The following is a 20,802-nucleotide window of genomic DNA, read 5'->3' as shown; positions in this document are numbered from 1 at the left end:
GGGTTCGCGGCCACGGATGTGTGCCGGGAAACGGTCAGGTGGTGAGCCGCCGCTGGCCGGGGACGTGGACGGGTGAAAGGCCCGCGGCGGCGCCGGGGCGTTCGCAGCCGAGTGGCATGAGCTGAAGCAGGCGGCGAGCCGGGTGGGAGTCGCCGGGGTCCACGTAGAAATCGGTGTCGAGGAGCTCGGCCAGCAGCTGCATGCGGCGCAGGACCTTCAGGCCGGCGACGGCGAGGAACGTGGTGCGGCCGAGGTCGATGATCACCACGCCGACCGTGCTGCGGATCCTGGCTTCGACGACCTCGGCGAGGTGCGGGGCGGTGCAGAGATCCACCTCGCCGACCACCTCCACCACGGACACGCCTGGTACGGGACGGTGGACGTGCAGGTCGAGCAGGCGTTTCGGGTCGACGTGGCCGACCCTGGTGGAAGGAGCTTTCGTGCGGCGTAGGGCGCTCATCGCGGCCCGCCTCTCGTAGACCGCGCACCCGGGTCACGGCCGACCCGGGCCGGAGTTCGGTCATCCCAGCCGATCGGCGCCAACGCTCCCGGAGCGCGGTGAAATCGCGGCGGCTGGTGGCTCAACCAAGACTCAGCGTAGTGCACGTGCACTAGAGCCGCCAGCCGCCGCCGGAGTTGTTACCTCCGAACCTGCTTGCCCGCCGCGATATAGGCGTTGGAGTCGCCGAGGAACGAGAACACAACGCCGATCACGGCAGCCAGCGCCGAGAGGTAGCTCAGCCAGGTGCCGCCGTTGCCCGTGATGAGCGACAGGACCTGCAGCGCCGTGAGCACGGTCAGCACGATCCGCGCCCAGTTGCGCCCGGCGCGCAGCTTCACCGCGAACAGCAGGTACAGCAGCGCGATGATGACCGCGATCACGACCGCCACGATGAGCGCGATGTTCGCGGCCTGGTTGAGCGCGTCCTGGCTGAGGTTCGGGTTGGTGCGGCGGGCGGCGTCGACGAGGTCGTCCTTCTGCCCGAAGAGCAGCAGAGCGGCGACGATGCCGATCACGGTCGAGGCGACGAACGCCCAGAACGCGACCGTGATGGTGTTGGGCACGGCCGGACGTGGGGGTTCGCCGGAGAAGGAAGGCGGCGTGGAGTCCTCGGGAAACCGCGGCAGATCGCTCATGTGAGGACATTAGGCCCACTGCCGCGGCCTCGCACTACGACGAGGGGACGGTACCGGTGGCCGCGTCCAGGCTCGGGTGGATTTCCAGCACCGAGTCGAGGTGCAGCAACCCGATCGGGCGCAGCAGGCCGCGCTGCTGGGTGACGATGCGGAACGGGATGCCGGCCTCGGTCGCGCGGCCCCGGACGTCGATCAGCACCGAAAGGCCGCTGGAGTCGCAGAACGGCACCTCGGACAGGTCCACGACGAGCACGTCGGGGCGGGCTTCCAGGGCCGCGACCAGCTCGTCGCGCAGCGCGTCCGACACCGCGGTGTCGATCTCCCCGGCGGCCGTGACCACCGTCGTGCCGGCGGCGGTCGTGGTGGTGATGTGGAGCGTGGGCAGGCGTCGCGCGCCGGCCGCTCTGAGATCGTCGGTCATGACGGTTCCCTCCGCGGTCACGGGCCCGCCGGGCCGGATGAGCACCCAGCAGGCCGGGTGCCCGGCTTGCGGCCGGGACAGGGTCTGGTGACGGCTGGGTGCTCAACCGTGGTTCTTCCGAACGTAACAGCCCCGGCCCCGCCAGGCAGTCCGAGGCTTCACCGGCGCGGCGGTCCCGCGTCGACGACGGCCAACGACAGGTCGAGCGGGTCGAAGTGGATCAGGGATTCGAGCCACCAGGTCATGCCCGCCTCGGTCAGGGCGCCGAGGTCGACCGTCGGGGGTTGGTCCCAGGCCGGGCTGGCGTTGCCGGCCACCGCGACGTCGAAGGGGCGGCCCGCAGGGCGCACGGCGGTGACCAGCCGGGCCAGCTCGTCCGGCGGCGGCGGGTGCGGGCCGGCCAGGGGGAAGATGCCGTCGCCCGTGGTGGCGCGGGTGAGGACGCGCGGGTGGTCGGTGGACATCGCGGTCCAGACGGGGATGGGGTGCGGTTCGGGTGCGCCGGCGTCGAGGTCGACGTGGAAGTGCTCGCCGCGGTGGTGCACCGCGGCGCCCGACCAGATCGCGCGGGCGACCGCCAGGGCCTCGTCGAACTTCGTCGAGCGGGGGCCGAGGGGTTCGCCGAAGCGGCTGAAGTCGCCGGTTTCGTCGGAGCCGAGGCCGGTGCCGAGGACGAGGCGGCCGTGCGAGAGGCGGCTGACGGTCGAGGCCTGCCGCGCGAGCACCCACGGCCGGCGCCGCGCCGGGGGAGTGACCATCGGGCCGAGAAGGATCGTGCTTGTCGCCTGGGCGATCGCGCCGAGCGTGGTCCACGGGTCCGCGATCGGTGGCGCGCCGGGCACGACGTGGTCCCACAGGAACACCCCGTCCCAGCCGGCGGCCTCGGCCCGCACGGCGAGCTCGACGAGCACCGCCGGGTCGCCGAACGGTCCGAACGGCGGCAGGTACAGGCCGTGGCGCAGGGTGCTCACCGGGGTCTCCTCACGTCGGCGCTGCGGGAATCGGGCCACCGTAACGAGTCCGCGTTCAGTGGGCTGAATTGCCTTGCCCGACAACGGGAACCCGCGCGCGCGGTTGCCGGTCAGCGGCACGAGGAGGGGCCGGACGTGCGGACAAACCGCCCCAACGATGGGAAACCGGGGCGGGGATCTTGTCACCGCGCCCGCGGTTTGGTTGTGTCGGTGCGGACCCCGGACGCGGCCGCCAACGCGGGCACGGGTTCCCCACGGTGCCGATCAGGTGCCGTGTCCGCTGGGTTTTCCCCGTGAAACGAAGGAATCTGCATGCCGCGCTTGCGAAGAGTGTTGTGTTCGGTGACGGCCGCGGCGGCCGCCGTGACCGTGGCGGCCGGGTCGGCGACCGCCGCCTCCGGGCCCGAGATCACGCCGGCGGCGCCCGCCGCCCAGGCCCCTGCCGCCGTGTCGCGGACCGTCCACGAGTGGCTCACGAACCCCGGTGACGCCACGCCCGTCGACACGCAGCTGAGCTGGCAGAGCCCGGCCGCGGCGGCGCCGACGACGGTCCGCATCGATCCGAACGTGAAGTTCCAGACGGTGTCCGGCTTCGGTGCGGCCATCACCGACTCGTCGGCCCAGGTGCTCTACGGCCTCACGCCGGGCAACCGCGACGAGGTCATGAAGAACCTCTTCGACCCACGCGCCGGCGCGGGCATCAGCTTCCTGCGCCAGCCCATCGGCGCGTCGGACTTCGCTGTCGGCCAGGACTACAGCTACGACGACCTGCCGGCCGGGCAGACCGACTACGACATGAAGCACTTCTCCATCGCCCACGACGAGGCGCAGATCCTCCCGCTGGTGCGCCAGGCGAAGAAGCTGAACCCGCAGCTGGAGATCGTCGCGAGCCCGTGGAGCATGCCGGGCTGGATGAAGACGTCCGGCTCGATGATCGACGGCAAGCTCATCGACTCGCCGAAGATCTACCGCGCCTACGCGCTGTACCTGGCGAAGTTCCTGCAGGCCTACCGCAAGGCGGGCGTGCACGTGGACTACCTGACCGTGCAGAACGAGCCGCAGGCCCTGGAGCGCAACAACTACCCTGGCACCGACCTGCCGTGGCAGCAGGAAGCCAAGGTGATCGAGGCCCTCGGCCCCGCCATCCGCGCCGCCGGGCTCGACACGAAGATCCTCGGCTTCGACCACAACTGGAGCGAGCACCCCGGTGACATCGCCTCGCACCAGCGGGCAGGGGAGGACCCGCAGCCGGAGTACCCGTACGACCTGCTGTCCACCCCCGCCGCGAAGTGGATGGCCGGCACCGCCTACCACTGCTACTACGGCTCGTCCGACGCGCAGACGCCACTCAAGGCATCGTTTCCCGGCAAGGACATCTTCATGACCGAGTGCGAGGGCGGCGACTCGTCCACGATCCTCGGCGTGATGCAGAACTGGGGCCGCAGCTCGATCGACTGGAACATCGCGCTCGACGAGAACCACGGCCCGCACCTGGGCGGCTGCGGCACCTGCAACGGCACCATCACCGTGAACTCGCAGACGAAGGCAGTGACCTACAACGACCAATACCGCGACATCGAGCACTTCTCGAAGTTCGTGCCGCCGGGCTCGGTGCACATCGCCTCGTCCGTGGTCTACACCAGCGGCAGCAGCACGCCGATCGAGGCGGTCGCGTTCACGAACCCCGACCGCTCGACCACGGTGGTCGCGCTGAACACCGCGAAGACCGAGCAGAAGTTCACCGTCGTCTCCGGTGACCGCTCGTTCGACGCGACCGTGGGCGCCGGCGCCACCGTCACCTTCCAGTGGAGCGGCCACTGACCGACCGGGTGGTGCGGGGCGGCGGAGAGCCCGCCGCCCCGCGTCGCGCGCGGTACGTTCGGGGTCCCGGACGAAGGAGCGGTCATGACGGGTCTGCCCGCGACCATGCGCTCGTGGCGCGTCACCACGCCGGGCCCGATCGGCACCGGCCCGCTGCGCCTTTCGAGCGTCCCGGTCCCCGAACCGGCGCCGGACGAGCTGCTGGTGCGGGTGCTGGTGTGCGGCGTGTGCCGCACCGATCTCCACGTCACCGAAGGTGATCTGCCGGTGCACCGGCCGGCGATGACCCCGGGGCACGAGGTGGTCGGTGAGGTTGTCGCGAAGGGGGCCACGGCGAGCGGGTTCGCACTCGGCGACCGCGTCGGTGTCGCCTGGCTGCGTCACACGTGCGGCGAGTGCAAGTTCTGCTTGCGGGGCGCGGAAAACCTGTGCCCGCAGTCGCGGTACACGGGCTGGGACGCCGACGGCGGGTATGCCGAGTACACGGTCGTCCCGGCTGCCTACGCCCACCACCTGCCCGCCGGGTACACCGACGACGAACTGGCGCCCCTGCTGTGCGCCGGGCTCATCGGCTACCGCGCGCTGCAGCGGGCCGAGGTGCCCGAGGGCGGCCGGCTCGGTCTGTACGGCTTCGGCGGCAGCGCGCACCTCGCGGCGCAGGTGGCGCTCGCGCGGGGCGCCACGGTCCACGTGCTGACCCGCGGCCGGGCGGCGCAAGAGCTCGCGCTCGAGCTGGGCGCGGCTTCGGCCGGTCCCGCGGACGCCTCGCCGCCTGAACCGCTGGACGCGGCGATCCTGTTCGCGCCGGCGGGCGGGCTCGTGCCGGTGGCGCTCGCCGCGCTCGACCGCGGCGGCACGCTCGCGATCGCCGGGATCCACCTCACCGACGTGCCGGAGCTGAACTACCAGCGGCACCTGTTCCAGGAGCGGCAGGTCCGCAGCGTCACGGCCAACACCCGCGCCGACGCGCGGGAGTTCCTGGACTTCGCGGGCCGTCACCACCTCGAAGTGACCACTCGTCCATACGCGTTGGCTGACGCGGATCAAGCTCTCGCGGACCTCGCCGCGGGCCGGTTCACCGGCGCCGCCGTGCTTCGCGCCTGAGCGTGTTGGCCGACCCCGAGGAGTTCGACGACCTCGACGCCCGCTCCCACCGCCTCACGGGCGGGGTTTCGAGCGTGCCGGTCACCTCGTGACCGCGCCGGGCCGCACTCGTTCCCGGGGTGTGGCCCGAGCCGCTCTATCGTTGGTAGAGATAATCCGTAGCGACGCTATGACGTGCGTAACAGTGCTACGTGAGCGGGATATCTGAGCTACACTGGGTGCATGGACATCCGCACCCAGATGCTGGAGGCCGCCGAGAAGCTGCTCGACGCCTCGCCCGACCGCGACATCTCCACGCGCGCCGTGTGCGAGGCGGTCGGGGTCGGCGCGCCGATGCTGTACCGCCTGTTCGGCGACAAGAACGGCCTGCTCTCGGCCGTCGTGGACCACGGGTTCGACCGCTACCTGGCCACCAAGCGCGCGGCCGAGCCGTCGGCCGACCCGATTGCCGACCTCAAGAACGGCTGGGACACCCACATCGCCTTCGCCCAGGAGCACCCGGCCGTCTACCGGCTGATGTACTCCCCGGCGTTCACCGAGATCCCCAGCGCCGCGCAGGAAGCGCTGCGGCTGCTGCGGGAGGTGCTCGTGCGCTGCGCCGCGATCGGCCGGCTGCGCGTCGACCCGGACGCCGCCGCGCAGCGCGTGATGTCGGCGAACATCGGGGTGGCGCTCAACATGGTCACCCAGCCGGACGTGTACACCGATCCCGAACTGTCCCGGCGCGTGCGCGACGCCGTGCACGACAGTCTGCTCACGCCCGAGAACGGCACCGAGGAGACCGAGAGCTCGGCAGCGCCGCTGCCGACCGCGGCCCTGCAGCTCGCCGCGCTCCTGCGTACCGAGGACACCACGCTCGGCACGGAGGAGACACAGCTGCTGCTGAAGTGGCTCGACGGCCTGACCCGCGACTGACGAGTCCGAAGTGGACGGATCGCCCGGCCGGGGGCTCAGGGCTCGGTGAGCACGAGGTCCAGCAGGCCGGGGAAGCGCGCGTCGAACTCGGAGCGCCGCAGCCGGTTGTAGCGCCGCGGTCCGCGGTCGAGCTGTTCGAGCAGTCCAGTGGACCGCAGCACCGCGAAGTGGTGGCTCGCCGTCGCTTTCGACACCGGCAGGTCGAAGGTGCCGCACGCGCGCGAGAAGTCCGGCCCGTCCGAGAGCTCGCGCAGGATCGTGCGGCGCACCGGATCGGTCAGCGCGTCGAGTGCCTGCTGCAACGTCACCTCGGCCGGATTCGTGTGGGTCAGCGTCCGCGCCATGCCGCCTCCCGGCTTTCTGTGTCACTCCGGCGTCCTCGCCGATGGTACCCGTGTCCGGCGAGTGGCTCAGACCGCGGAGATCGTGGCCGATCCCGTGTCCAGAAACGGATGCGACGCGGTCACGGTGATCGTCCCGGGCGTGTTGCGCATCGAGCGGATCCAGACCGCCGCCGCACCGCCGAGGGCACCGAAGTCCAGGAACGGGTCGCCGATCAGGACTCCCGGCCCGTCGACCGCGACGCTGAGCACCCCTCGGGCGTGCGGGCGCGGCGCGCCGTAGCGGTCCACCGACCGGAGGGTGACGCGCGTGGTGTCCTGGCCGTCGGCGGTGATGGCGCCGTCGTCCGCGGCCACGGCCAGCGTGTCGAACGCCGGGTCGGCGCTGAACCTGCGGCGCAGCACCGTCTGCCCCTTCACCCGGCCCTCGATCGTCAGGTCCGGGCGCCCTTTCCCGGTCACGGTGAGGTTCACCAGGAACGGCGGGTGCTTCAGGTGACCGAACCGCGCCCGGTCGGGGTGCACGGTGACCGGCCGCCGGCCCGCGACCGTGACCACGAGCTGGTCGCAGTTCGACCAGATCAGCGCGTTGCGGCCGGGTCCGCCCCGCGGCGAGCCGGGCCCGAAGTCCCAGTAGAACGCGGGCTCGATCACGGCGCCGCGCGCCGGGGCCCGTTGCGCGCGGTAGAAACCCGCGCCCAGCTTGGGAATCCGGAAGAAGTCGACCACGCCGGGGTACTTCACCCCGCGCAGCGAGTGGTACCAGCCGGACGGGTAGTCGAAACCGCACCACGCGATCAGCCCGCAGTAGCGCGGGTCGGCCGCGGCCTGTTCGTGCACCCACGCGTGCAGCATGCTCTGCTCCCGCTGCACGTCGGCGGCGTCGGTGCGGCGGAAGTACGGCGCGCCCACGAGCGTGCCTACGGCTTCGCTCACCAGGTACGGCACGCCCCGGCGCGGCGGGCGCAGCGGCGGGGGCGCGTTGCGCGAGGGCGGACGGCTGTAGTCGTTGAAGGAGAACACCCCGCCGTTCTCCTTCACCGGGTACAGCGGCGAGACGTAGCCCCTCTGCCCGGCGACCGCGCCGGTGCACGGCCGCATCGGGTCGAGCTCGGCGGCGAGCTGGTCGGTCTTGCCGTAGAGCGTGTACTGGCCGAGCGTCTCGTTCACGCGCGTGCCCCACACGATGATCGACGGGTGGTTGCGGTCGCGCACGATCATGTCGTGCACGTCGCGCACCGCGAGCTCCTGCCACGCGGTGTCGCCGACGTGGTCCCAGCCCGGCAGCTCCTCCCAGACGAGGATGCCCAGCTCGTCACACGCGTCGAGGAACGCGGGCGACTGCGGGTAGTGCGAGCAGCGGACCATGTTGACGTTGAGCTCGTTCTTGAGGATCTCGGCGTCGCGCCGCTGCACGCGCTCGGGCATCGCGCCGCCGACGAACGGGTACCACTGGTGGCGGTTGAGCCCGAAGAGCTTGAGCGGGCGGCCGTTGAGGCGGAAACCGTCCACAGTGAACTGGGCGTCGCGCAGCCCGGTGCGCACGGGGTAGGTGTGGACCTTGCGCCCGGCCACCGAGAGCGTGACCAGGACGTCGCACATCTCCGGCTCGTCGACGTCCCACAGCTTCACCGCGTCGAGGCCTTCGAGTGTGACGGTCGTGTTCGTCTCGCCCTTGCGCAGCCCCGTGATGTCGGTGACCGCGGTGGCGATCTCCGTGCCGGCCTGGCTCAGCGTCGCCGTGAGCCGCACGGGTCCCTTCACCGCCTTCGCCGCGTCGACCGTGCAGTGCACCACCACCGCGCGGTTGGGCGTGAGCACGGCGATCTGCTGGGCGTACACATCGGACAAGTAGGCCTGCGGGGTGCCGTACAGGTTGACGGTGCGGTAGATCCCGGCCGGCTGGTAGAAGTCGATGGCCGTCGGGTTCGGGTACTCGGGCAGGTCCGGGGGAGTGTCCTGCTGCCAGCGGCCGTCGACGGCCACGGCGAGCACGTTGTCGGAGCCGGTGAGCAGCCCGGTGATCTCGCACGTGAGCGGCAGGTAGCCGCCGCTCTGCGAGGCGACGCGGCGGCCGTTGAGGAACACGGTGGTGGCGCTGAGGACCCCGTCGAACCGCAGGAACGCACGGTTCTTGCGCAGCTGCGGCGGCACGAAGAAGTGCTGGCGATACACCCACAGGTGCTGCCAGTCGTTCGGGTGCCAGCCCTCCCACGACAACGGTGTGACGCAGTGGGGCACCGACACCAGCGTCATGGACCGGTCGTCGAAGTCCACTTCGGTGCAGCCCGGCACGAACGGGCCGAACAGCCAGTCGGCGCCGAACCCGCTCGTCGCCTCGACCGGCGCGGGCTGGTGCAGCGCGGCCGAGAGCGCGCCCGAGGCCGCGATGGCCGCGCCGGCGCCGAGCAGGAACGTGCGCCGGGCGTGACCGGTCTTCGGGACAGCCGTGCCCCCTGGTTTTTCCTCCGCCATGCCTACGCGCTCTGCCGGCCGCCGGACTCGTCGTACCCGGCCTGCGTGGCGAGGATGTCGACGGCGTGGTCGCGCAGCCAGGAGAACAACGTCGAGAGCTGGTCGCCGGTGCCGCGGCCGAGCGGCGTGAGGCCGTAGGTGACCTGCGGCGGCGTGGTGGGTTCGACCCGGCGCCACACGAGGCCGTCGCGCACGAGGGTGCGCAGCGTCTGCGCCAGCATCTTCTCGCTGACACCTTCGATGCTGCGGCGGAGCTCGAAGAACCGCAGTTCCCGCTCGCGCAAGGCGATCAGCACCCATACGCCCCAACGGCTGGTGACGTGGTCGAGCACCGTCCGCGCGGGGCAGTCGGTGTGAAACACCTCATACCCGTCACGAGCCGACCGGCCCGCGAACTGCGTCCATTCCTCCATGTCGTGAGCTTACTTAAAGGTGCGTCCTTCCGGCCGGGGGACGCGCACGGCACCTTCGTGACCACTGTGGAACGAAAGACAGGGGTTCGAAGATGATCGTGGTGACAGGGGCGACGGGGAACATCGGGCGTCCGCTGGTGGCGGCGCTGGCGGCGGCGGGCGCGCCGGTGACGGCGGTGTCGCGGACGGCGCCGGCCGGGCTGCCCGAGGGAGTGGTGCACCGGGTTGCCGATCTGGCCGCGCCGGAATCGCTGCGCGACGTGGTGGCCGGGGCGGACGCGCTGTTCCTGTTCCCGGGCGGCCCGGCTCCGGCGGAGCTGGCCGACGTGGCGAAGGCAGGGGGAGTGCGGCGGCTCGTGCTGCTGTCCTCGCAGGGCGCGGCCACGCGGCCGGAGGCTTACGGGTTTTTCACGGCGTACGAACGGGCTGTGCGCTCGTCGGTGCCGGCGGCGACGATCCTGCGGCCGAGCGGGTTCACCACGAACACGCTGGGGTGGGCCCCTTCGGTGCGCGCTTCGCGCCTTGTCGAAGCTCCCTTCGGCGACGTGGCGCTCCCGTTCGTCGACCCGGCGGACATCGCGGCGGTCGCCGCCGCGGCGCTGCTGGACGACTCGCACGACGGCGCCGAGTACGAGGTGACCGGTCCGGAGTCGCTGACCCCGCGCGAGCGGGCGGCGGTGATCGGCACCGCGCTCGGCGAGCCCGTCCGGTTCGCCGAGCAGACGCCGGACGAGGCTCGCGCGCAGATGCTGGAGTTCATGCCGCCGCCGATCATCGAGGCGACGCTCGGGGTGCTGGGTTCCCCGTTGCCCGCCGAACGCCGGGTGAGCCCCGACGTGCCACGGGTGCTGGGCCGCCCGGCCCGTGCGTTCGCCGAGTGGGTGGCGGACTCCGTCGCCGCGTTCCGCTGAGGGACCGGCGAAGGTGCACCAGCCCGCCGCGCCGGCCGCGTCGATCTCCGCGTGGGCCGGCGCGCGGGCTGTGGTGGGCTCGCGTCAGGCGAGACGCGCTGGCCCGCCGACGAGGTCGACCAGGTCGGCCAGCGCCTCGCCCAGCGGCAGGTCGACGCGGACCCGTGCGTGCGCGTCGCCGCGGGTCTGGCCGCGGTTGACGATGAGGACGGGTTTGCCGGTTTTCGCGGCGTGGCGGACGAAGCGCAGACCGGACATGACCGTGAGCGACGAGCCGAGGACGAGCACCGCCGAGGATTCGTCGACCAGGCGGTAACAGCGTTCGACGCGTGGGCGCGGCACGTTCTCGCCGAAGAACACCACGTCGGGCTTCAGCACACCGGCGCACCTGGTGCAATCGACGAGAGTGAACGTGCGCACGGCCTCCTCGGCGAGCTCGACGTCGCCGTCGGGGTTGATCCGGGTGGCGGTGCCGCCGAAGTCCGGGTTGGCCGCGCGCAGGCGGTCGTCCAGCTCTTCGCGCGGCGTGGTGCGGCGGCAGCCGAGGCAGATCACGCGATCGAGGTTGCCGTGCAGCTCCACCACGCCGCGCGTGCCCGCCGCGCGGTGCAGGCCGTCGACGTTCTGCGTGATCACGCCGGACAGCAGGCCGGCTTCGCGCAGGGTCGCGACGGCGTGGTGCCCGGAGTTGGGCTCGGCGCGCGCGATGGTGCGCCAGCCCAGGTGGCTGCGCGCCCAGTAGCGGCGGCGGCCCTCGGCGCTGTGGGTGAACTCGTCGTAGGTCATCGGGGTGTGCCGGCGCAGGCTGCCGGACTCGCCGCGGTAGTCGGGAATGCCGGACTCGGTGGAGATCCCCGCCCCGCTCAGCACCACCACGCGGCCGCGGGAGACGACCTCGGCCACCTCGGCGACGCTTCCGGTGCGCGGGAGCGGTTCACCCGTGCCGGTCCAGGTCATGGTCGGTCGTGTCCGCACCCGATCAGCTTACGCACCCACGAGGTCGCGTTCGCCGTCCTCGAGACTGCGCCCCTTGGTCTCCGGCATCAGCCGCCACACGAAGACGAACGCGAGGGCGATCATCACGGCGAAGAACCCGAAGTTGAGCCCGGCGCCGAAGGCGTCCAGCAGCGGTGGGAACACGAGCGCGACCGCGAGGTTGAACAACCAGTTGAAGACCACGCACACGCTCACGGCAGCCGCGCGGATCCGCAGCGGGAACAGCTCCGGCAGCGCGACCCACTGCACGGGCCCCACGACACGGAGAACGACGCGAGACCGTGAACACCTTCCTCGCTGCCGCGCTGCCGCGCTGCCGCGCAGCCGGGTCAGGACGGTGCGGGCCGTGCGTTCGTCGTGCTGGTTGACCGCGAGCCAGCGCGGACTCTCGGGCTGCGTGTAGATCCCGGCGACAAGCGGGCGCGGGCCTCGCGGGGCGCGTGCCGAAGTTCGCTGCCCGCCGCCCGCTCACTTTTCGATCATGACCCGCGCGGCGAAGGTCGGCATTGTGAAAGCGGTTTCTCCCGGCAGGGCAACACAAATCCCCCGGACGGGCAGATTCCGGTTTGGCCGAGTTGTCACTGGGTACTTCAAGGGTATGTGGTTCGCGTTGGGTACACCCGTGGTCCTGATGGTCGCCGCCGTGTTGATGGAACGGTTCGAACGGTCGTGCACCCGGGTGCCGGCGAGAGCCGCAGCGGGCGAAGGCACGCAGGAAAGGCCTGCGCCTGAACGGGCAATGCTTCGCGGGACGGCGGAACGCGAAGTTCCGCGTCCGGTGGTGGCGCCGACAGTGGCGCTGCCGCACTGATTTCCGCCTGGTGCGGACCACCGGGTGAGACCGGGAACGTGGTGCGGCGCCGGTCATGGCCGCGGGCGGCGGCCAGGGACGGAGACCGGCGTGGGCACCTGCGGGGAAAGGGCCGGGCTCCCACCGTCGGGGTGCGGGAGCCCGGCTCGTCTCGCGCGCGGGGTGATTACTGGGCCGCGCCCGAGGTGAGGGTTTGGTACCACGCGTCCCACGGGTGGTTGGTCGCCGCGTAGTTCGCCGGCGGGTTCGTGGCCAGGCCCGCCGAGTCGAAGTCCCATCCGCGGACCAGGTGCCCGCTCTGCCGGGCCGAGGTGATGAACGCCGGCTCCGTGGCGGGGGCGCCGTAGAACAGCGCGTCCTGCTGCAGCTCCGCCGGGTCGCCCTGCTGGTACTCGTCGAACGCGACCTGCGGATAGCGCACGCGCTCACCGGAGACTCGGTCGGTGGCGTAGCGCAGGGTCTGGGCGGGCGTCGGGCCGTCGGCGCCGGTCGACACGGTCACGCGGCGGGTGCCCGACGTGCCGGTGGCCTTCGGGAACAGCGCGTCCGAGGTCTTCGCGTTGCCGCTCCAGGTCACGGCGCCGGACGCGTCGAGCGCGCCCTGCCACTGCCAGTTCTGGCTGGAAGACTGGCTGCGGTGGATCTCGCGCACACCGGTGCCGGTGAAGGCGACGGTGGGGGACACGCCGTCGTCGTACTTCTGGCTCGCCGACCAGGTCAGCTCGCCGTCGGCACCGAGCTTCGCCGTGTGGGACCAGAGCGTGGCCGCAGTCTGCGACTGGTGGACCTCCACGAGCCGCCCCGAGTCGTCGAGCGCGATCGCCGGGGTCTGGCCGCTGTCGTAGCGGCCGTGGCGGTTCCAGGTCACGCGGCCGTCGGCGCCGTACGTCCCGGTCCAGTACCAGAGCGCGCCGGCGCCGGAGTCGTGCACCTCCACGACCTGGCCGTGGCCGTTGATGGCCACCGCCGGGTGGTAGCCGACGTCGCGGCGGTACTCGGCACGCGTGCCGCTGTCGCCCGAGAGGAGCGTGAGCACCTTGCCGCGCAACGAGTCCGTGGTCGCGCCGGCCGGGTAGTCCTTGGCGAGCAGCAGCCGAGGGCCGAAGGCGGTCTGCAGCTCCTGGTTCACCGCGGCCAGGTTGCCGGCGGCGAACGAAGTGTTGTCGGTGAGGTCGTCCTTGAGGTCGAGCATCACCACGATCGGCGCGGCCGTGGGGTGCGCGGCCGACCAGGTGTTCACCACGGCGAGCCAGTCGCGCAGGTTGTTCGACGCGGGGTTGCCGGCGTGGTCGACGAGGTCGCCCGGGCTGCCGTGCCCGATGCCGTAGTCGTGGGTGGTGGCGTAACCGTTGTCGTGAATGTCGAACTCGACGAAGCGGACGCCGTGGTCGAGCTGGTAGGTGATCGAGCCCTTCGCGCCGTCCACGTCGCCGGAGTAGCTGTTGTGGGTGGCCTTGAAGGTCGTCGAGGTGAACGGTGTGGCCGCCGCGGTGGCGGGTGCTGTGACCAGCGCGAACGCGGTGGCGGCCGCGGCGAGCGCCACGGGCGCGCGGAAGCGGTGCATGTGTGAGGACCCCCAGGTCGAGTGCGGAAAGTGGCGAAATCGTAGCGATCATCCGCCGAGTTCATGGCATGTTCGGACGATGCCGGACAACAACGGGAAAATCTTTGCCGACCAGGTGGCCGACGTGCTGGGCGCGCTGCCCGGGGTCGTGGCGGTCGCGCTGGGCGGGTCGCGCGCCCAGGGCAACGCCGGCCCGGACAGTGACTGGGACGTGGCGGTCTACTACCGCGGCGCGTTCGACCCCGGCGACCTGCGCGCGCTCGGTTACCCCGGCGAGGTGTCCGAGCTCGGCGAGTGGGGCGGCGGCGTGTTCAACGGCGGCGCGTGGCTCACGATCGACGGCAGGCGCGTCGACGTCCACTACCGCGACCTCGACTCCGTCGAACACGAGCTGGCCGAAGCGCGCGCCGGGCGGTTCCACTGGGAGCCGCTCGCGTTCCACCTCGCAGGCATCCCGAGCTACCTCGTGGTGGCCGAACTGGCCGTCAACGAGGTGCTGCGGGGCAGCCTGCCGCGTCCGGAGTACCCGCCGGCGCTGCTGGAGACCGCCCCGAAGTTCTGGCGCGCCTCGGCGGAGCAGACGCTCGGCTACGCGAAGAGCGCGCACGTCGAGCGCGGGCACACCACGGAGACGGCGGCGTCGGTGGGCGTCGCGGCGCTGCAGACCGCGCACGCCGTGCTCGCCGGGCGGGGCGAGTGGGTCACGAACGAGAAGACCCTCATCGAGCGCGCCGGGCTGCGCGGGCTCGACGACGTGCTCAGCGGCCTCGCCCACGACCTCGAAGGCGCCTTCGCGACCGCCGCCGCGCTGCTGCGGGCGGCCCGTTGACGGTCGAACGAAGTGGCTAGTGTCGACAGTTGAGGCCTCCAGCGCGATGACACATCGATAACGGGACGATCCGTACCGAGAGGAATCGACGCGTCGATTCACTTGCGTGACCAGGAATTTTCCTTGTCGTGGAAGATCTTTTTCGTGGTCGATCATGGCAATCGTCTCACTGCGACCCTTGACACAGACTGGGCTGGGGCAGAGACTCTCCCGAAGTGTCGACACCTTGCGAATAGCAGTGCAGCCATCAGCAAGGAGGAGCAGTAGTGAGCAACCCAGAAGTCCGACCGGTTGGGGTGGCGGTCGGCCGATGACGTCGTCGAATGTATGTCTGGACGCGCGTGATCTGCTGCTGGGCCACAAGGCCCGGCGCGGCAACGCGTTCTCCACGGCGGTCCTCGACCTCAACCTCCAGATCATGGACGAGGAGTTCGTGGTCATCGTCGGGCCCAGCGGGTGCGGCAAGACCACGTTCCTCGAAGCCGTCGCCGGGCTGGTCCCGGTCGCCGGCGGTGCGCTGGAGGTGGGCGGCAAGGCCGTCAAGGGACCCGGCCCCGAACGATCGCTGGTGTTCCAGCACGCGTCGCTCTACCCGTGGCGCACGGTGCTGGACAATGTCCTCTTCGGACCGCAGGTGCAAGGCCGGCTCACGCGGGAGGTGCGCGCCCGGGCCGAGGAACTGCTGGAGATCGTGGGCCTCTCGCACGTCGCCCGCAAGTACCCGCACGAGCTCTCGGGTGGCATGAAGCAGCGCGTGAACCTCGCGCGGGCCCTGGCCACCGACCCCACCCTGCTGCTGCTCGACGAGCCCTTCGGTGCGCTCGACGCGCAGACGCGCGAGAACCTGCAGGACGAGCTCCTGCGGATCTGGCAGGCCGACACCGTCAGCTCGAAGAAGACCGCGATGTTCGTGACCCACGACGTGAACGAGGCCGTGCTGCTCGCCGATCGCGTGCTCGTGTTCTCACCTTCCCCGGCCCGCGTTGCCCTCGAGGTCAAGATCGACGCGCCCCGCCCCCGGGACGCGGCCTGGCGGCGCAGCTCAGAGTTCCTCGCCTACGGCGACCGGATTCTCGAGGCGCTGCACCACAAGCCGGCCGACGAGAGCGCGAACCCCACCCCCACCCAGGAATCCGCGGCTGCGGAAGACTCAGCGAGGAACCATGACAACGGCGTCAACACTGACCAGGCCGCCGAGCCCGCCCGGGCAACCCGCGGCAGTGGAGTCCAGGGGACTGTCCGCCTGGGTTCAGCGCAGGCGTAGCGGCCTGCTCGGCGCGGCCGGGCTCGTCATCGTCCTGGTGCTGTGGCAGGTCTGCACCGCCACCGGCGTCGTCGACGTCTCCTTCAGCAGCAGCCCGACGCGCATCGTCTCCTCCGAGATCGACCTGTTCGGCTCGGGCACCATCTGGCCCGCGCTCGGCGCGACCGGTCTCGAGCTGTTGTGGGGCCTGCTGATCACGTTCGTCGTAGGCATCCCGGTCGGGCTCGTGCTGGGCCGCAGCAAGATCCTGCACGACATGACCGAGCCGATGGTCAACATCCTCTACTCCGTGCCGTACGTGATGTTCCTGCCGATCATCATCTTCTGGTTCGGCATCGGCGACGTCTCGCGCATCCTCGTGATCATCTGGGCCGCGATCCTGCCGCTCATCATCAACATCACCGCCGGCGTGCGGAACCTCGACAGCGACTACACCCGCGTGGCCACGGTGTTCTGCACGCCGCGGCTGCGGTTCTTCTACGCCATCGCGCTGCCCGCGACGCTGCCGTACATCCTCGCGGGTGTGCGCCTCGCCGTCGGCCGGGCCTTGGTCGGCGCGATCGTCGCGGAGCTGTTCCTCGCGAGCCAGGGCCTCGGGTATTTCGTCCAGACCCAGACCTCGAACTTCAACATGGACAACGCCATGGCCGGCATCATCATCCTCGCTGTCGTCGCGCTGCTGCTCAACGGCGCCGTGCGGATGATCGAACGCCGCTTCACCCACTGGGCAGGTTCGCAATGAACAAGAAGCTTCTTTCGACGGTGGCCGCCACGGCGGCCCTGGCGCTCGGCCTGTCCGGCTGCGCAGGCAAGGGCGGCACCGACCCGGTCAAGGCGGACGCCAGCGGCGCCCTGCCGATCACCATCGGCTACACCGCGCTCGGCGCGGGCTACTCCGACCTGTACGTGGCCCAGGACGAAGGCATCTTCGCCAAGCACGGCCTGAAGGTCACGCTCAACCGGCTCAACGACAGCTCGCAGCTCGTCGCCGCGCTGTCGAGCAACAGCGTGAACATCGGGGTCGGCGTGGCAGCAGACTCCGCCGCCGCGATCATGAAGGGCTCCGACCTCAAGTACGTGGCGATGTCGGAACCGCACTACAACCTCGAGATGTGGGCCAGCCCCGACATCAAGACGATCAAGGACCTCAAGGGCAAGAAGGTCGCGATCTCCTCGCCCGGTTCGCAGAGCGACTTCGGGCTGACCGACCTGCTCGAGGCCAACGGCATGAAGCGCGAAGACGTGCAGGCGGTGTTCGTGAAGAGCGTGCCCGCCGAGGTCGCGGCGCTCGGCAGCGGTGCGGTGTCCGCGCTGCTGACCCAGCCGCCGAACGGCACGCAGAGCCGGGAGAAGGGCGCGCACCGCCTGGCGTCGCTGGCCGATCTGCAGTTCCCGCTCGGCGCGTACACGGTGCAGAACAAGTTCCTGCAGAACAACCGTGAAGCGGTGAAGCGGTTCTACGCCGCGGAAGCCGAGTCGCTGCAGTACCTGCGCTCGCACAAGGCCGAGACCGTGAAGGCGATCAAGAAGTACAGCGGCGTGCAGAGCGACGACCTGGCCAACTACGCGTACGACTTCTTCCTCACCGTGTGGTCGCAGACCCCCGAGGTCGATCCCAAGGTGATCAAGCAGGCGTTCGACGAAGCGGCGCACAACGCGAAGTCGACCCCGCCCGCGGATGTCACGAAGTACATCGACAGCACGCTGGCGGCGGCATGACCGTGCCGAAGACGGCCGCCGCCGTGTTCGAGGACGGCTGGGCGCCTTACCTGACGGATCGCGACCGGGCCGTGCTCGCGGCCACGTCGTGGGCCAAGCAGGCGCCGTTCGGCCTCGGCTCGCGCCCGCTCGTGGTGGCCGTCGACCTGTACTACGCCGCGCTCGGCCTGCCGCGGGCCGGCATCGTGGAGTCGGTCGCCGACTGGCCCAGCTCGTGCGGGGACGCCGGCTGGGAGGTCGTCGACCGCACCGCGCCGTTCTTGCAGGCAGCGCGTGACGCCGGCGTACGTGTGGCGTACTTCCACGCCACGCCACCGGAGTACGGGCGCTGGAACCGCAAACCGGCTCCGGCACTCGCGCCGAAGCCGCGCGCAGTGGACGGCAACGCCATCGTCGCCGAGGTGGCCCCGGCCGAGGGTGACATCGTGCTTCGGAAGATCGGCCCGAGCTGCTTCTTCGAGACCCCGCTCGACACCATCCTCCGGGCGGGGGGCTACGACACGCTGCTCGTGGTCGGCGAGGCCACCAGCGGCTGCGTGCGCTCGACCGTGGTCGATGCGTGCAGCCGCGGCTACCGCGTGGGCGTGGTCGGCGACCTGTGCTTCGACCGGTTCGAGTCATCGCACTGGCTGAGCCTGTTCGATCTCAACCAGAAGTACGCCGACGTGATCACCGCCGACGCGGCCACCGAGTACTTCCAGGCCGACACGCGACGAGGAGCAGCATGAACGACACCGGTCCCGACCTGCGGCGCTGGCTCGCCGAAGCTGAGCGCGAAGGCGAGGTCCAGCCGATCGAGGGCGCCCACTGGGAGCTGGAGATCGGTGCGCTCTCGCAGGTCAACTACCGGCGCAGCAAGCCGAAGGCGATGCTGTTCGACTCCATCAAGGACTACTCCACGGGCTCGCGGGTGCTGTCCGGCTCGGTCAGCAACCCGCGGCTGCTCGGCTCCGTCCTCGGCCTCGGCTGGGACAACACCGACGAGGACCTCATGGAGACCCTCGCGGTGAAGCCGGGCGAGTGGGCGGCCAACGCGGCCGAGTTCCGCGCCGTCACGGTGACCGACGGCCCGCTACTGTCCCATGTGGACGACGAGATCGACCTGCTGAAGTTCCCCGTGCCGCGCTGGCACGAGGGCGACGGCGGGCGCTACATCGGCACGGGCTGCGCCGTGGTCACGCGTGACTACGACACCGGGCGGATCAACCTCGGCGCCTACCGTATGCAGGTACAGGACGAGGGCCGCTCGGCGACCGTGAACATCGAGGCCGGCAAGCACGGCGCGCAGCACCTGCGCCGCTGGTTCGAGGCCGAGGGCCGCGCGCCGATCGCCGCGTCGCTGGGGCACCACCCGGCGTACCTGGTGGCGGCGGGCGTCGAGGTGCCCGGCGACGTGTCGGAGTACGACTACGTCGGCGCCATGACGGGTTCGCCGGTGCGCACGATCGCAGGCCTGGCCACGGGCCTGCCGCTGCCGCACGACGCGGAGATCGCGATCGAGGGCTGGGTGCGCCCGGCCGACACGCGCCCGGAGGGCCCGTTCGGCGAGTGGACCGGGTACTACTCCGGTTCGAAGGACCCGATCCTCGCGATCGACATCGAGAAGGTCTACTACCGCGACGACCCGATCCTGCTCGGGGCGCCTCCGGGCAAACCGCCGCACGACTACTCGTACATGCGCACCGTGATGAAGTCCGCGATCATCACCGACTCACTGCGCAAGACCGGGCTGCCCGGCGTGCGCGCCGTGTGGGCGCACGAGGCCGGTGGCGGGCGGTCGCTGCTGATCGTGGCGATCGAGCAGAAGTACCCGGGGCACGCGCGCCAGGCCGCGTACCTCACGGCGCAGCTGCCGAACGCCGCGTACATGAACCGCTTCACGGTGGTGGTGGACCACGACGTGAACCCGCGTGATCTCGGCGAGGTCGTGTGGGCGATGTGCGGGCGCACCAACCCCGAGCTCGACATCGAGGTCATGAAGCGGACGTGGGGCAGCCGCGTCGACCCGCTCACGCTGCCGGGCGAGATCGCGTTCAACAGCCGCGCGGTGATCGACGCGTGCCGGCCGTTCGAGCGGCTCGCGAGCTTCCCGGCGGTGGCCGAGTCGACCGAGGACCTGGTCGCTTCGGTGACCAGGCGCTGGCCCGAGGTGCTCGGCTAGTGACCGACGCGGGCGTCGAAGACCTGCGGAAGGAGCTGTTGTTCAGCGCGTTGCGCGGGTCCGACGGCGACTCGTCGCTCGCGTTCACGATCTTCCGTGAGCTCGCCACGAGCATCGTGGAGGGCAGGCTGCGGCCCGGTCACGAGGTCAACTCGGCCGAGCTGGCCCGGCGGTTCAGCACCTCCCGCACCCCGGTGCGGGAGGCGCTGCTCCTGCTGGAACGTGAGTCGCTGGTGATCGTGCCGCCGCGGCGGCGGCCGTACGTCTCGCCGGTGGACATGCGGCAGGTGCGGGAGATCTACGAGATCCGGGGCAGCCTCTACGGGCTGGTCAGCGAGCTGGTGGTCGCCCGCGCCACGGACGAGGAGATCGACGGTCTGCGTGCCTGGCAGAAGGTGCTCGCCGACGACGCCGAACGCGGCGACGTCCACGGCTACTTCTGGCACAACGTCGGGTTCCGCAACGCCGAGGCGAGCCTCTCGCAGAACGGCGAGCTGCAGCGGCGGCTGTCCTCGCTGGGCCTGCAGATGCACCGCTTCCGGCACCTGAGCCTGTCTCTGCCGGGCCGGCTGCTGCACTCGGTCGCCGACCACGAGCGCCTCGTCAACGCCTACGCCGACCGCGACGCGCCGCTCGCCGCGGCGGTGAGCCGGTCGCTGGTGCTGCGGGGTTACCGGGCGATCGAGCGGTCCGGCCAGGTGTGAGGCCGTCGTAGTGCCCGGCTTCCCGGCCGGGCGCGCGTAACCGCCGTCTGTGCGCGCGAGGCCCCGACCCGTGCACAGGCGCCGGTCACCCGCGTCCGGCCGGGACGTCACCTTCGGTTCCGTGGCCCGGGTCGAGCACCCCAATGCGGCATTGGGTGCGTTCAACGCACCCAATGTGGCGTTCGGTGCGTTCAGCGCGCCCCAACCCCCCAAGGGGTGGTTTAGGGGGGGGAGGGGGCGGGGGA

Annotated in this window: 21 protein-coding genes; 11 read left to right on the top strand and 10 right to left on the bottom strand. The window is 71.0% G+C overall.

The features are described from left to right. Window positions 1-34 precede the first annotated feature (34 nt). From ABZU76_RS30395 to ABZU76_RS30380, 4 genes are all read right to left on the bottom strand, one after another. Complete coding sequence (locus ABZU76_RS30395; RefSeq protein WP_354875430.1) at window positions 35-460, bottom strand: STAS domain-containing protein; 426 nt, start codon at window positions 458-460, stop codon at window positions 35-37. Window positions 461-639: 179 nt separating this feature from the next. After that, window positions 640-1,137: a hypothetical protein gene (locus tag ABZU76_RS30390; protein ID WP_354875428.1), complete on the bottom strand. Its 498-nt coding sequence runs from the start codon at window positions 1,135-1,137 to the stop codon at window positions 640-642. 34 nt (window positions 1,138-1,171) lie between these two features. Beyond that, complete coding sequence (locus tag ABZU76_RS30385) at window positions 1,172-1,558, bottom strand: STAS domain-containing protein (protein ID WP_354875426.1); 387 nt, start codon at window positions 1,556-1,558, stop codon at window positions 1,172-1,174. Window positions 1,559-1,716: 158 nt separating this feature from the next. Next, complete coding sequence (locus tag ABZU76_RS30380; protein ID WP_354875424.1) at window positions 1,717-2,529, bottom strand: LLM class flavin-dependent oxidoreductase; 813 nt, start codon at window positions 2,527-2,529, stop codon at window positions 1,717-1,719. A gap of 312 nt (window positions 2,530-2,841) precedes the next feature. Here ABZU76_RS30380 and ABZU76_RS30375 point away from each other — a divergent pair, with 312 nt between their 5' ends. The 3 genes from ABZU76_RS30375 to ABZU76_RS30365 all read left to right on the top strand — a co-directional run bounded on the left by ABZU76_RS30375 (window position 2,842) and on the right by ABZU76_RS30365 (window position 6,369). Further along, complete coding sequence (locus ABZU76_RS30375) at window positions 2,842-4,350, top strand: glycoside hydrolase family 30 beta sandwich domain-containing protein (protein ID WP_354875422.1); 1,509 nt, start codon at window positions 2,842-2,844, stop codon at window positions 4,348-4,350. A gap of 105 nt (window positions 4,351-4,455) precedes the next feature. Beyond that, window positions 4,456-5,454, top strand: coding sequence for a zinc-binding alcohol dehydrogenase family protein (locus tag ABZU76_RS30370; RefSeq protein WP_354875727.1), 999 nt, complete (start codon window positions 4,456-4,458; stop codon window positions 5,452-5,454). A 222-nt stretch (window positions 5,455-5,676) separates the two neighbouring features. Continuing rightward, a complete protein-coding gene (locus ABZU76_RS30365) occupies window positions 5,677-6,369 on the top strand; it encodes a TetR/AcrR family transcriptional regulator (protein ID WP_354875420.1) in 693 nt (230 codons plus the stop codon). A 35-nt stretch (window positions 6,370-6,404) separates the two neighbouring features. On the opposite strand, the gene ABZU76_RS30360 is transcribed toward ABZU76_RS30365, so the two are convergent. The 3 genes from ABZU76_RS30360 to ABZU76_RS30350 form a co-directional block, all read right to left on the bottom strand. Continuing rightward, on the bottom strand, window positions 6,405-6,713 hold the full coding sequence (locus ABZU76_RS30360; protein ID WP_354875418.1) for a helix-turn-helix domain-containing protein: 309 nt from the start codon (window positions 6,711-6,713) through the stop codon (window positions 6,405-6,407). A 66-nt stretch (window positions 6,714-6,779) separates the two neighbouring features. Next, window positions 6,780-9,185, bottom strand: coding sequence for a glycoside hydrolase family 2 TIM barrel-domain containing protein (locus ABZU76_RS30355; RefSeq protein WP_354875416.1), 2,406 nt, complete (start codon window positions 9,183-9,185; stop codon window positions 6,780-6,782). A 2-nt stretch (window positions 9,186-9,187) separates the two neighbouring features. Then, window positions 9,188-9,598, bottom strand: coding sequence for a helix-turn-helix domain-containing protein (locus tag ABZU76_RS30350; RefSeq protein ID WP_220241198.1), 411 nt, complete (start codon window positions 9,596-9,598; stop codon window positions 9,188-9,190). 92 nt (window positions 9,599-9,690) lie between these two features. Here ABZU76_RS30350 and ABZU76_RS30345 point away from each other — a divergent pair, with 92 nt between their 5' ends. Then, entirely contained in the window at window positions 9,691-10,509 is an 819-nt protein-coding gene (locus ABZU76_RS30345; RefSeq protein ID WP_354875414.1) for an NAD(P)H-binding protein, read from the top strand. An 84-nt stretch (window positions 10,510-10,593) separates the two neighbouring features. Here ABZU76_RS30345 and ABZU76_RS30340 read toward each other — a convergent pair whose 3' ends face one another. The 3 genes from ABZU76_RS30340 to ABZU76_RS30330 form a co-directional block, all read right to left on the bottom strand. Further along, the gene (locus tag ABZU76_RS30340; RefSeq protein WP_354875412.1) at window positions 10,594-11,484 is read right to left on the bottom strand and encodes an NAD-dependent protein deacetylase; all 891 of its coding nucleotides are present in this window, start codon (window positions 11,482-11,484) and stop codon (window positions 10,594-10,596) included. 9 nt (window positions 11,485-11,493) lie between these two features. Next, window positions 11,494-11,763, bottom strand: a complete 270-nt coding sequence (locus tag ABZU76_RS30335) for an MFS transporter (RefSeq protein WP_354875410.1) — start codon at window positions 11,761-11,763, stop codon at window positions 11,494-11,496. Window positions 11,764-12,482: 719 nt separating this feature from the next. Continuing rightward, window positions 12,483-13,880: a hypothetical protein gene (locus tag ABZU76_RS30330; RefSeq protein ID WP_354875408.1), complete on the bottom strand. Its 1,398-nt coding sequence runs from the start codon at window positions 13,878-13,880 to the stop codon at window positions 12,483-12,485. A gap of 79 nt (window positions 13,881-13,959) precedes the next feature. Here ABZU76_RS30330 and ABZU76_RS30325 point away from each other — a divergent pair, with 79 nt between their 5' ends. The 7 genes from ABZU76_RS30325 (at window position 13,960) to ABZU76_RS30295 (ending at window position 20,557) form a co-directional block, all read left to right on the top strand. After that, window positions 13,960-14,709, top strand: a complete 750-nt coding sequence (locus ABZU76_RS30325; RefSeq protein WP_354875406.1) for a nucleotidyltransferase domain-containing protein — start codon at window positions 13,960-13,962, stop codon at window positions 14,707-14,709. Between the two features lie 310 nt (window positions 14,710-15,019). Further along, entirely contained in the window at window positions 15,020-15,973 is a 954-nt protein-coding gene (locus ABZU76_RS30320; RefSeq protein WP_354875404.1) for an ABC transporter ATP-binding protein, read from the top strand. Then, the gene (locus tag ABZU76_RS30315; protein WP_220241185.1) at window positions 15,930-16,715 is read left to right on the top strand and encodes an ABC transporter permease; all 786 of its coding nucleotides are present in this window, start codon (window positions 15,930-15,932) and stop codon (window positions 16,713-16,715) included. Before ABZU76_RS30320 ends, ABZU76_RS30315 begins: the two co-directional genes overlap by 44 nt. After that, window positions 16,712-17,692, top strand: a complete 981-nt coding sequence (locus ABZU76_RS30310; protein WP_220241184.1) for an ABC transporter substrate-binding protein — start codon at window positions 16,712-16,714, stop codon at window positions 17,690-17,692. Before ABZU76_RS30315 ends, ABZU76_RS30310 begins: the two co-directional genes overlap by 4 nt. Then, entirely contained in the window at window positions 17,689-18,420 is a 732-nt protein-coding gene (locus ABZU76_RS30305) for an isochorismatase family protein (protein ID WP_220241183.1), read from the top strand. The genes ABZU76_RS30310 and ABZU76_RS30305 overlap by 4 nt, the downstream gene beginning before the upstream one ends. Next, complete coding sequence (locus tag ABZU76_RS30300; protein WP_354875401.1) at window positions 18,417-19,853, top strand: UbiD family decarboxylase; 1,437 nt, start codon at window positions 18,417-18,419, stop codon at window positions 19,851-19,853. The genes ABZU76_RS30305 and ABZU76_RS30300 overlap by 4 nt, the downstream gene beginning before the upstream one ends. Next, window positions 19,853-20,557 (top strand): GntR family transcriptional regulator, encoded by a 705-nt coding sequence (locus tag ABZU76_RS30295; protein ID WP_220241180.1) that lies wholly within the window; start codon window positions 19,853-19,855, stop codon window positions 20,555-20,557. The genes ABZU76_RS30300 and ABZU76_RS30295 overlap by 1 nt, the downstream gene beginning before the upstream one ends. The last annotated feature ends 245 nt before the right edge of the window (window positions 20,558-20,802 follow it).

The sequence above is a fragment of the Amycolatopsis sp. NPDC005232 genome, assembly GCF_040607795.1.
Classification (GTDB): Bacteria; Actinomycetota; Actinomycetes; order Mycobacteriales; family Pseudonocardiaceae; genus Amycolatopsis.
The sequence above is the reverse complement of the archived record's forward strand: the minus strand, read 5'-3'. Positions and strand labels throughout refer to the sequence as shown.

What these genes read in the sequence shown, in the direction of transcription:
- ABZU76_RS30390 (WP_354875428.1), bottom strand. Translation starts at nt 1,137, where the DNA reads ATGAGCGATCTGCCGCGGTTTCCCGAGGACTCCACGCCGCCTTCCTTC.
- ABZU76_RS30310 (WP_220241184.1), top strand. Translation starts at nt 16,712, where the DNA reads ATGAACAAGAAGCTTCTTTCGACGGTGGCCGCCACGGCGGCCCTGGCG.
- ABZU76_RS30330 (WP_354875408.1), bottom strand. Translation starts at nt 13,880, where the DNA reads ATGCACCGCTTCCGCGCGCCCGTGGCGCTCGCCGCGGCCGCCACCGCG.
- ABZU76_RS30370 (WP_354875727.1), top strand. Translation starts at nt 4,456, where the DNA reads ATGCGCTCGTGGCGCGTCACCACGCCGGGCCCGATCGGCACCGGCCCG.
- ABZU76_RS30395 (WP_354875430.1), bottom strand. Translation starts at nt 460, where the DNA reads ATGAGCGCCCTACGCCGCACGAAAGCTCCTTCCACCAGGGTCGGCCAC.
- ABZU76_RS30350 (WP_220241198.1), bottom strand. Translation starts at nt 9,598, where the DNA reads ATGGAGGAATGGACGCAGTTCGCGGGCCGGTCGGCTCGTGACGGGTAT.
- ABZU76_RS30305 (WP_220241183.1), top strand. Translation starts at nt 17,689, where the DNA reads ATGACCGTGCCGAAGACGGCCGCCGCCGTGTTCGAGGACGGCTGGGCG.
- ABZU76_RS30375 (WP_354875422.1), top strand. Translation starts at nt 2,842, where the DNA reads ATGCCGCGCTTGCGAAGAGTGTTGTGTTCGGTGACGGCCGCGGCGGCC.
- ABZU76_RS30320 (WP_354875404.1), top strand. Translation starts at nt 15,020, where the DNA reads ATGACGTCGTCGAATGTATGTCTGGACGCGCGTGATCTGCTGCTGGGC.
- ABZU76_RS30385 (WP_354875426.1), bottom strand. Translation starts at nt 1,558, where the DNA reads ATGACCGACGATCTCAGAGCGGCCGGCGCGCGACGCCTGCCCACGCTC.
- ABZU76_RS30355 (WP_354875416.1), bottom strand. Translation starts at nt 9,185, where the DNA reads ATGGCGGAGGAAAAACCAGGGGGCACGGCTGTCCCGAAGACCGGTCAC.
- ABZU76_RS30360 (WP_354875418.1), bottom strand. Translation starts at nt 6,713, where the DNA reads ATGGCGCGGACGCTGACCCACACGAATCCGGCCGAGGTGACGTTGCAG.
- ABZU76_RS30325 (WP_354875406.1), top strand. Translation starts at nt 13,960, where the DNA reads ATGCCGGACAACAACGGGAAAATCTTTGCCGACCAGGTGGCCGACGTG.
- ABZU76_RS30345 (WP_354875414.1), top strand. Translation starts at nt 9,691, where the DNA reads ATGATCGTGGTGACAGGGGCGACGGGGAACATCGGGCGTCCGCTGGTG.
- ABZU76_RS30365 (WP_354875420.1), top strand. Translation starts at nt 5,677, where the DNA reads ATGGACATCCGCACCCAGATGCTGGAGGCCGCCGAGAAGCTGCTCGAC.
- ABZU76_RS30300 (WP_354875401.1), top strand. Translation starts at nt 18,417, where the DNA reads ATGAACGACACCGGTCCCGACCTGCGGCGCTGGCTCGCCGAAGCTGAG.